This window comes from Streptomyces sp. NPDC058877, from assembly GCF_042742855.1.
In the GTDB taxonomy this organism is placed as follows: domain Bacteria; phylum Actinomycetota; class Actinomycetes; order Streptomycetales; family Streptomycetaceae; genus Streptomyces.
On sequence record NZ_JBHYMF010000245.1, the window covers coordinates 1 to 9,088 of the forward strand.

9 protein-coding genes and 1 riboswitch are annotated in these 9,088 nt (G+C 69.8%); of the genes, 1 reads left to right on the plus strand and 8 read right to left on the minus strand.

Features of this window, described 5'->3' with window-relative positions; all coding sequences use genetic code 11:
* Nucleotides 1-229 precede the first annotated feature (229 nt).
* From ACFW2Y_RS32480 to ribD, 8 genes are all read right to left on the minus strand, one after another.
* Nucleotides 230-682 (minus strand): PH domain-containing protein, encoded by a 453-nt coding sequence (locus tag ACFW2Y_RS32480; RefSeq protein WP_384886279.1) that lies wholly within the window; start codon nucleotides 680-682, stop codon nucleotides 230-232.
* Nucleotides 683-725: 43 nt separating this feature from the next.
* Nucleotides 726-1,574, minus strand: coding sequence for an ATP phosphoribosyltransferase (hisG, locus tag ACFW2Y_RS32485; RefSeq protein WP_384886282.1), 849 nt, complete (start codon nucleotides 1,572-1,574; stop codon nucleotides 726-728).
* 49 nt (nucleotides 1,575-1,623) lie between these two features.
* Nucleotides 1,624-1,896, minus strand: coding sequence for a phosphoribosyl-ATP diphosphatase (locus ACFW2Y_RS32490; protein ID WP_116162050.1), 273 nt, complete (start codon nucleotides 1,894-1,896; stop codon nucleotides 1,624-1,626).
* Between the two features lie 75 nt (nucleotides 1,897-1,971).
* Nucleotides 1,972-2,457 (minus strand): 6,7-dimethyl-8-ribityllumazine synthase, encoded by a 486-nt coding sequence (gene ribH, locus ACFW2Y_RS32495; RefSeq protein ID WP_024760819.1) that lies wholly within the window; start codon nucleotides 2,455-2,457, stop codon nucleotides 1,972-1,974.
* Between the two features lie 30 nt (nucleotides 2,458-2,487).
* Nucleotides 2,488-3,765 (minus strand): bifunctional 3,4-dihydroxy-2-butanone-4-phosphate synthase/GTP cyclohydrolase II, encoded by a 1,278-nt coding sequence (locus ACFW2Y_RS32500; protein ID WP_384886285.1) that lies wholly within the window; start codon nucleotides 3,763-3,765, stop codon nucleotides 2,488-2,490.
* On the minus strand, nucleotides 3,762-4,340 hold the full coding sequence (locus ACFW2Y_RS32505; RefSeq protein WP_384886297.1) for a nicotinamide riboside transporter PnuC: 579 nt from the start codon (nucleotides 4,338-4,340) through the stop codon (nucleotides 3,762-3,764). The genes ACFW2Y_RS32500 and ACFW2Y_RS32505 overlap by 4 nt, the downstream gene beginning before the upstream one ends.
* 56 nt (nucleotides 4,341-4,396) lie before the next feature.
* Nucleotides 4,397-5,005, minus strand: a complete 609-nt coding sequence (locus ACFW2Y_RS32510) for a riboflavin synthase (RefSeq protein WP_384886288.1) — start codon at nucleotides 5,003-5,005, stop codon at nucleotides 4,397-4,399.
* A 2-nt stretch (nucleotides 5,006-5,007) separates the two neighbouring features.
* Nucleotides 5,008-6,081, minus strand: coding sequence for a bifunctional diaminohydroxyphosphoribosylaminopyrimidine deaminase/5-amino-6-(5-phosphoribosylamino)uracil reductase RibD (gene ribD / locus ACFW2Y_RS32515; RefSeq protein ID WP_384886291.1), 1,074 nt, complete (start codon nucleotides 6,079-6,081; stop codon nucleotides 5,008-5,010).
* Nucleotides 6,082-6,256: 175 nt separating this feature from the next.
* A riboswitch (FMN riboswitch) is annotated at nucleotides 6,257-6,386 on the minus strand.
* 272 nt (nucleotides 6,387-6,658) lie between these two features.
* Here ribD and ACFW2Y_RS32520 point away from each other — a divergent pair.
* Nucleotides 6,659-9,019 carry a chitinase C-terminal domain-containing protein gene (locus ACFW2Y_RS32520; RefSeq protein ID WP_384886294.1) on the plus strand — a complete coding sequence of 787 codons (2,361 nt, stop codon included), beginning with the start codon at nucleotides 6,659-6,661 and terminating at the stop codon, nucleotides 9,017-9,019.
* Nucleotides 9,020-9,088: the final 69 nt, after the last annotated feature.

Here is a 9,088-nt window from a genome sequence, read left to right on the forward strand (position 1 = left end):
GCCCTGCACATACGAGGCGGTGGTGCCGCTCGGCACCACCGCCTCCCGAGTAATCAGGCGCACGCCCCGAAGGGCAGGGGGCCGGCCCCGGATGGGGGACGGTCCGGGGTTTTCCCGGGAGTTCCCCGGGGATCGGGCGGTTTTTCCCGCCCGTTCCACGGGGCGGGGCCCACCGCCGCCCCGCAGGACCGGCACCGGTTGACGGTCCCGGAGCCGGGATCCGCAGGCCTCAGCCGGTTTCCTCGCCCGTCCCCCGGCTGTCCGCGAGCGCCCGCAGGGCCCGGGCGTCGCGGATCGCCGATTCCTTCGCGATGCCGGGCTGGATGCCGAGCGCGGGCAGGCTGGTGCCGTCGCTCAGGTCGAGGAAGACCCAGGGATCGCCGGGGCGGAGGTTGACCTTGAGGATCTCCGCCCAGGCGAGGCGCCGGGTCCTGGTGATGTTGACGACCGTGACGCCCTCGTCGTCGGCGACGACCTTGGGGCGACTCAAGAGGATGAGCACCCCGAAGAGCAGCGCGGCGGTGAAGACGAAGCTGCCCCGCTCCCCCGGCCCCAGTCGCTCCAACATCAGCGCGATGCCGGTGATGACCGCGAACATCGCGGCCCCGACGGTCAGCAGGACGGCCCGGGTGCGACCGGGACGGAAGGTGACCGGAAGGGTGGGCGTGATCGACTGGGACATCGGGGTTCCTCGGTGCCTGGTGGACGTGCGGGTCGGGTCGCCCTCAGAGGCGACAGGCGTGGATGGCGGTGGTGAGGATGGCTCGGGCGCCGAGCTCGTAGAGGTCGTCCATGATCCGCTGCGCCTCCTTGGCGGGGACCATCGCCCGGACGGCGACCCAGCCTTCGTTGTGCAGCGGGGAGATCGTCGGCGACTCCAGGCCCGGGGTCAGGGCGACGGCCTGCTCCAGGTGCTCGGCCCGGCAGTCGTAGTCCATCATCACGTAGCTGCGGGCGACGAGGACGCCCTGGAGGCGGCGGAGGAACTGCTGGACCTGCGGGTGGTCGAGGTCGGCGCCGTGGCGGCGGATGACGACGGCCTCGGAGGTCAGGATCGGCTCCCCGATCACTTCCAGGCCCGCGTTGCGCAGGCTGGTTCCGGTCTCCACGACGTCGGCGATGACCTGGGCCACGCCCAGCTGGATCGCGGTCTCGACGGCACCGTCCAAGTGAACGACGGAGGCGTCGATGCCCTGGTCGGCCAGGTGCTTGGCGACGATGCCCTCGTAGGACGTGGCGATCGTCATGCCTCCGAAGTCCTCGGGGCCGTTCGCGGTCCCGGGGCGGGTGGCGTAGCGGAAGGTGGAGCGGCCGAAGTTCAGCGGGAGGATCTCCTCGGCGCTGGCTCCGGAGTCCAGGAGCAGGTCCCGGCCGGTGATGCCGATGTCCAGCTTGCCGGAGGCGACGTAGATCGCGATGTCCTTCGGCCGCAGGTAGAAGAACTCGACCTCGTTGTCGGGGTCGATGACCACGAGCTCCTTGGACTCCTTGCGCTGGCGGTAGCCGGCCTCATGGAGCATTGCCGACGCAGGTCCGGAGAGGGAACCCTTGTTGGGGACGGCGATGCGCAGCATGGGATGAGCTTCCTTTGCCTGGGAGTTTCGGGGAGGGGAACGGGCGTGCTCAGAGGTGGGCGTAGACGTCGTCGAGCGAGATCCCGCGGGCGACCATCATCACCTGGACGTGGTACAGCAGCTGCGAGATCTCCTCGGCGGCAGCTTCCTTGCCCTCGTACTCGGCGGCCATCCAGACCTCGGCGGCCTCCTCGACGACCTTCTTGCCGATGGCATGGACGCCCTTGCCGACCAGTTCCGCGGTGCGGGAGGTGGCGGGGTCGCCGGTTTCTGCCTTGAGCTTGAGCTCCGCGAAGAGCTCTTCGAAGGTTTTGTTCGCCATGATGGTCCTAAGAGTACGGGGTGGAGGAAGGCGGGCGTACGGCGCCTCCGTTGGGGTGGCGGCAGGACGGCGGGCTCAGCGCCAGGGTTCGCTGACCGTGCGCAGCGTGGTGGCGGTGGCGACGGCGGCGGTGACCGCTTCGTGCCCCTTGTCCTCGGAGGAGCCTTCGAGGCCGGCCCGGTCGAGGGCCTGCTCCTCGTTGTCGACGGTGAGGACGCCGAATCCGACGGGTACGCCGGTGTCGATCGAGACCTGGGTGAGGCCGTGGGTGACGCCCTGGCACACGTACTCGAAGTGCGGCGTTCCGCCGCGGATGACGACGCCGAGCGCCACGATGGCATCGTAACCGCGTCCGGCGAGCACCTTCGCCACGACCGGGAGCTCGAAGCTGCCGGGGACGCGCAGCAGCGTCGGCTCGTCGATGCCGAGTTCGCTGAGGGCGCGCAGGGCACCGTCGACGAGTCCGTCCATGATCTTCTCGTGCCACTGCGCCGCGATGACCGCGACCCGGAGGTCGCCGCAGTTCTTCACGCTGAGGACGGGTGCGCCCTTGCCGCTCATGTCTCTCCTTGCCGATTCGTGTGTGCGTGGTTACTGGTTGCCGCAGGTGGAGGCCGGGGAGCCGTCCAGCCAGGGCAGGTCGTGCCCCATCCGGTCCCGCTTGGTGCGCAGGTAGCGGAGGTTGTGCTCGCCGGCCTGGACCGGCATGGGCTCCCGACCCTGGACCGTGAGGCCGTGTCGGGTCAGTGCACCGATCTTGTCGGGGTTGTTGGTCATCAGGCGCAGGCTGCGGACGCCGAGGTCACCGAGGATCTGTGCGCCGGCCGCGTAGTCGCGGGCGTCGGCGGGCAGTCCGAGTTCCAGGTTGGCGTCCAGGGTGTCGCGCCCGCGCTCCTGGAGCTCGTACGCCCGGAGCTTGGACAGCAGGCCGATGCCGCGGCCCTCGTGACCGCGCAGATAGACGACGACGCCCCGCCCCGCCTCGGTGATCCGGTCCATGGACGCCTGGAGCTGGGGTCCGCAGTCGCAGCGCAGGGAGTGGAAGATGTCACCGGTCAGGCACTCTGAGTGGACCCGGACGAGGACGTCCTCGCCGTCGCCGATCTCACCGTGGACGAGGGCGACGTGTTCGACGCCGTCGACCGTGGAGCGGTAGCCGTAGGCGGTGAACTCGCCGTGCGCGGTGGGGAGGTGGACCTCGGCCTCGCGGCGGACGGTCGGTTCGGCCGAACGTCGGTAGGCGATCAGGTCCTCGATCGAGATGATGGTGAGGCCGTGCTTGCGGGCGAAGGGCACGAGTTCGGGCAGGCGCAGCATGACGCCGTCCTCGCCGGCGATCTCGACGATCGCGCCGGCCGGGCGGAGGCCCGCGAGACGGGCGAGGTCGACGGCGGCCTCGGTGTGTCCGTTGCGGACGAGGACGCCGCCGGGCTTGGCGCGCAGGGGGAAGACGTGGCCGGGGCGGACGAAGTCGGACGGCTCGTGGTGGCCCGAGGCGAGCATCCGCAGGGTGGTGGCGCGGTCGGTGGCGGAGATGCCGGTGGTGACGCCGTGGGCGGAGGACGCGTCGACGGAGACGGTGAAGGCCGTGCGCATCGACTCGGTGTTGTGCTCGACCATCTGCGGGAGCTGGAGGCGATCGAGTTCGTCCTCCTCCATGGGGGCACAGATGAGTCCGCGGCACTCGCTCATCATGAAGGCGATGATCTCGGGCGTGGCCTTCTCGGCGGCGATGACGAGGTCGCCCTCGTTCTCGCGGTCCTCGTCGTCGACGACCACGACGGGGCGGCCCGCGGCGATGTCACGGATGGCCTGTTCGACGGGGTCGAGGGCCAGGTCGGTGGTGTCCCAGATCGGAAGCGCGCTCATGCCGTGGCTCCTTCCAGAGCGGAGGGCGTGCGCGTCCGGAGCCACCAGTCGCGCATGCCCCAGATGACGAGGACGAAGTAGATGACGTAGACCATTCCGGAGAAGGCGAGGCCGCTGCTGAAGGCGAGCGGGACGCCGACGAGGTCGACGAGGAGCCAGGCGAACCAGAATTCGACGAGGCCCCGGGCCTGGGCGACCATGGCGACGAGCGTGCCGACGAAGATGTACGCGTCGGCCCAGGGGCTCCAGGAGAGCTGCGGGAAGAGGGTGAAGAGGCCCCCGACGGCGAGGGTTCCGGCGACGGCACCGGCGAGGAGCAGTCCGCGCTCCTGCCAGCTGGCGAAGCGGACGGCGATGGAGCCGTCCTGGGCCTGCTGCTTGCCGCGCTTCCACTGCCACCAGCCCCAGGCGGCGACGCCGATGACGAGGAGCTGCTTGCCGACGCCGCCGGAGAGGTGCGCGGAGGCGTAGGCGCCCACGAGGATGACGCCGGAGAGCAGTTGGGCGGGCCAGGTGAGGAGGGAACGGCGCCAGCCGAGCGCGAGCGCGATCAGGCCGATGGTGTTGCCCATCATGTCGGACCACACGATGGACTGGCCGAAGACGGTGAACGCCTCGGAGTTGAGCCAGCTCACTTCTCGTTCTCCTTGGCGTCGGTGCCGAGCAGTCGCTCGACGTACTTGGCGATGACGTCCACTTCGAGGTTGACCGGGTCGCCGGACTGCTTGATGCCCAGCGTGGTCAGGTCGAGGGTGGTCGGGATGAGGCTGATGGTGAACCAGTCGTCGGCGACCTCGACGACGGTGAGGCTGACGCCGTCGACCGTGATCGAGCCCTTCTCCACGACGTACCGGGAAAGGTGGGCGGGGAGGCCGACCTTGACGAGTTCCCAGTGCTCGGAAGGGGTTCGTTCCAGGATGGTGCCGGTGCCGTCGACGTGGCCCTGGACGATGTGGCCGCCGAGCCGGCCGCCCACGGCCATGGGGCGCTCCAGGTTGACCCGGGAGCCGACGCCGAGGGCGCCGAGGCTGGAACGCTTGAGCGTTTCGGCCATGACGTCGGCGGTGAACTCGCCGTCCCCGAATTCGACGACCGTGAGACAGACACCGTTGACGGCGATGGAGTCGCCGTGCTGGGCGCCTTCCGTGACCAGGGGGCCGCGCAGTCGGAAGCGGGAGGCGTCCTCCAGCTGCTCGACGGCAACGACCTCGCCCAGCTCTTCGACGATTCCGGTGAACACGGTCAGGCTCCCTTGGGGGTGGCGGTGATGCGGATGTCGGGTCCGATGGATGCGGTCTCGGTGATGCGGAGCCGCAACGCCTCGGTGATGGTGGTGATTCCGGCGTCGGCGAGGGCGGTGGGGCCCGCGCCGAGGAGGACCGGTGCCAGGTAGCCGACGACCTGGTCGACGGCGTCCGCGGCGAGGAAGGCGCCCGCGAGGGTGGGGCCGCCTTCGAGGAGGACGGATCGGACGCCGCGTGCGTGCAGGGCGTCCAGGAGGGCGGGAACGGAGAGGCCGCGCTCGGCCCTGGGGAGCCGTACGACCTCCGTGAGGGTGGTCCCGGCGTCCTCGGCGATCGCGATCAGGGTGGGAGCGGCGCCGTCGAGGACACGGGCCCCGGGCTTGACGGCGGTCGCCTCGGTGTCGACGACGACCCGCAGCGGTTGCACGGCGCCCTCGATGCCCCGTACCGCCAGGTGGGGGTCGTCGGTACGGGCGGTGCCGGAACCGACGACGACGGCGTCGGCTTCGGCGCGCAGCCGGTGGACATCGGCACGGGACTCGGCGGAGGTGATCCAGCGGGAGGTGCCGTCGGCGGCGGCGATCCGGCCGTCGAGAGTGGCGGCGTACTTCCAGCGGACGAAGGGCCGACCGCGGCGCACGGAGGTGAGCCAGGCGATGTTGCCCGCCTCGGCCTCGTCGGCGAGGAGCCCCTGGGAGACCTCGACCCCGGCGGCCCTGAGAGTGTCGGCACCGCCCGTGGCCTGCGGGTTCGGGTCACCGACCGCGTACACCACTCGGCTGATCCCGGCCTCGATGAGGGCCTGGGCGCAGGGCCCGGTGCGGCCGGTGTGGTTGCAGGGTTCGAGGGTGACGTAGGCGGTGCCGCCGCGTGCCAGGGCGCCGGCCTCGCGCAGGGCGTGGACTTCGGCGTGGGGGCCGCCGGCGCGCTGGTGGTGCCCCTCGCCCACCCGGTGGCCCGAGGCGTCGGTGATGACGCACCCGACGACGGGGTTGGGGCTGGTGGCGCCGAGACCGCGGGCGGCGAGCTCGACGGCGCGTCGCATGGCGGTGGTGTCGGCCTGCTGGGCCACCGGGTCCTCCTGCCTCTTCGGGCACGGACTCCGGGGCCTGTCGATGACGACAGAGAGCGGGAAGGACGCCTCGCGCAGGATGCGCCGATGGCCGTGTCCTTCCGGGTACGCCGATCAGCGGTGACTCGGCGACCAGCGGACGTACGGCCGGCGCACCCTCGAAAGGGGTCACCCGCCGCGCACTGCCTCCCATCCGGACTTTCACCGTCGGTCCAGGAATTTCACCTGGTCAACCGGCCGCTGGCTGCGGACGGGTCGCGGACTATACCGCCGGTTCGGAATTACACCGACCCCGGAGTGCGCTGCTGCTGATACAGGGCCAGTGTGCCACGGTCGACGACGGTCGACAGGAGCGGGGTCCTGTGGGCTGGGTCACAACCCTTCATAGAACTCTTCTATGGTCCAGACCTATTGACGCACTGGTCTAGTCCTTTTAATGTCCGTGTCACCTCCGAGGTACTGGTCCGACGGCGTGCACTCCCCGGGCCCAACACGCTCCACCCCCCTGTTCGTTGCGTTCGTCCGACCCCTACGCCCGAGGGCGTGGGGAGACTCCCCGCCCCAGGAGGAACCGATCGTGCTGTCCCCCACGACCAAGAGAGCATCGCTGCTCGCGTCCGGCGCCGCCGTCGCCGGATTGCTGCTCAGCTCGCTCTCCGGCGGCGTCTCGTACGCGGCCGACAACGAGTCCTGCCGCCCCGACGGCCTGTACAAGACCCCGGGCGTCGACGTCCCCTACTGCTCGGTCTACGACACCGAAGGCCGCGAGAAGATGGGCGCGGACCACCAGCGCCGGGTCATCGGCTACTTCACGGGCTGGCGCACCGGCAAGAACGGCGAACCCGCGTACCTGGCCAAGGACATCCCGTGGGACAAGATCACCCACATCAACTACGCCTTCGGTCACGTCGGCAGCGACAACAAACTGTCCGTGGGCACGGACGGCCCGGACAACGCGGCCACCGGAATGACCTGGCCCGGCGTCGCCGGCGCGGAGATGGACCCCGGGTTCTCCTACAAGGGCCACTTCAACCTGCTCAACAAGTTCAAGAAGCAGCACCCGAACGTGAAGACGCTGATCTCGGTCGGCGGCTGGGCGGAGACGGGCGGTTACTTCGCCGACAACGGCGACCGGGTCGCCTCCGGCGGCTTCTACTCGATGGCCACCAACGCCGACGGTTCGGTCAACCAGGCCGGGATCGACACCTTCGCCACCTCCGCCGTCGACTTCATCCGGAAGTACGGCTTCAACGGCGTCGACATCGACTACGAGTACCCGACCACGATGAAGGACGCGGGCAACCCGCTCGACTGGCAGCTCGCCAACGCGCGCCGCGCCGGTCTCGTGCAGGGCTACGCGGCGCTCATGAAGTCCCTGCGCGAGAAGCTGGACACGGCGGGCGCCGCCGACGGCAAGCACTACCTGCTGACCGTCGCGGCCCCCTCCTCCGGCTACCTGCTGCGCGGCATGGAGACCTTCCAGATGCAGAAGTATCTGGACTACGTCAACATCATGTCCTACGACCTGCACGGCGCCTGGAACGAGTACGTCGGCCCCAACGCCTCCCTCTTCGACGACGGCAAGGACGCCGAGCTCGCCGCCGCCAACGTCTACGGCAGCCAGCAGTACGGCAACATCGGCTACCTCAACACCGACTGGGCCTACCACTACTTCCGCGGCTCGATGCCGGCCGGCCGCATCAACATCGGCCTGCCCTACTACACCCGCGGCCACAAGAACGTGCAGGGCGGCACCGACGGCCTGTGGGGCAAGGCCTCCTCGACCACCTGCCCGGCCGGATCCGGCCTGACCAAGTGCGGCGACGGCGCCACCGGCATCGACAACCTGTGGCACGACAAGGACACCAACGGCGTCGAGTCGCCCGCCGGCTCCAACCCGATGTGGCACGCCAAGAACCTGGAGAAGGGGATCGTCGGCGACTACGTCACGCAGTACGGCTTCCCGGCCGGCACCACCCTGACCGGCACCTACGCCCGCAAGTACGACTCGACCCTGGTCGCGCCGTGGCTGTGGAACGCCGAGAAGAAGGTCTTCCTCTCCACCGAGGACGAGCAGTCCGTGGCCGCGAAGGCCGACTACGTGGTCGACCGCGGCATCGGCGGCACCATGGTCTGGGAGATGGCCGGTGACTACGCCTGGAACGCGACCAAGGGCCAGTACGAGATGGGCTCCACGCTCACCTCGCTGATGTACGACAAGTTCAAGTCGGCCGCCCCGTACGGCGCGAAGAAGTCCAACGCGACGCTGCCGACCCAGGCCGTGAAGATCGACACCCAGTTCACCGAGTTCAAGCTGGGCGACTCGAACTACCCGATCACGCCGAAGATCAAGATCACCAACAACACGGCGACGACGCTGCCCGGCGGCACCGAGTTCCAGTTCGACTACGGAACCTCGGCCCCGAGCAACGCCTCGGACCAGTCCGGCTTCGGCACCAAGGTCATCAGCAGCGACCACACCGGCTCCAACGTGGGCGGACTGAAGGGCGACTTCCACCGCGTGTCGCTGAAGCTCCCGGCCTGGCAGTCGCTGGCCCCGGGCGCAACGATCGACCTGGCGTTCAACTACTACCTGCCGGTGTCCACCCCCTCCAACTGGACGGTGAACATCAACGGCACGGCGTACGCCCTCGTCGGTGACCTGGCGCGCGGCACGACGGTCGTGGAGCCGGGCACCACCACCCCGCCGACCACCCCGCCGACCACTGAGCCGACCACTCCGCCGACCACCACTCCGCCGACCACCGAGCCCCCCACGGGCTGCACCGCCCCGGCGTACGTGGCCGGCACCATCTACACCGGCGGCACCGAGGTCTCCCACAACGGCCACACCTGGAAGGCCCAGTGGTGGACCCAGAACGAGGAGCCCGGCACGACCGGCGAATGGGGCGTCTGGAAGGACCTCGGCACCTGCTGACACCCCCTCCGAAACCCCCGGCGGCGGACCTCACGGCCCTTGCCGCCGCCGGGCCCGCTTCGCGCCGCG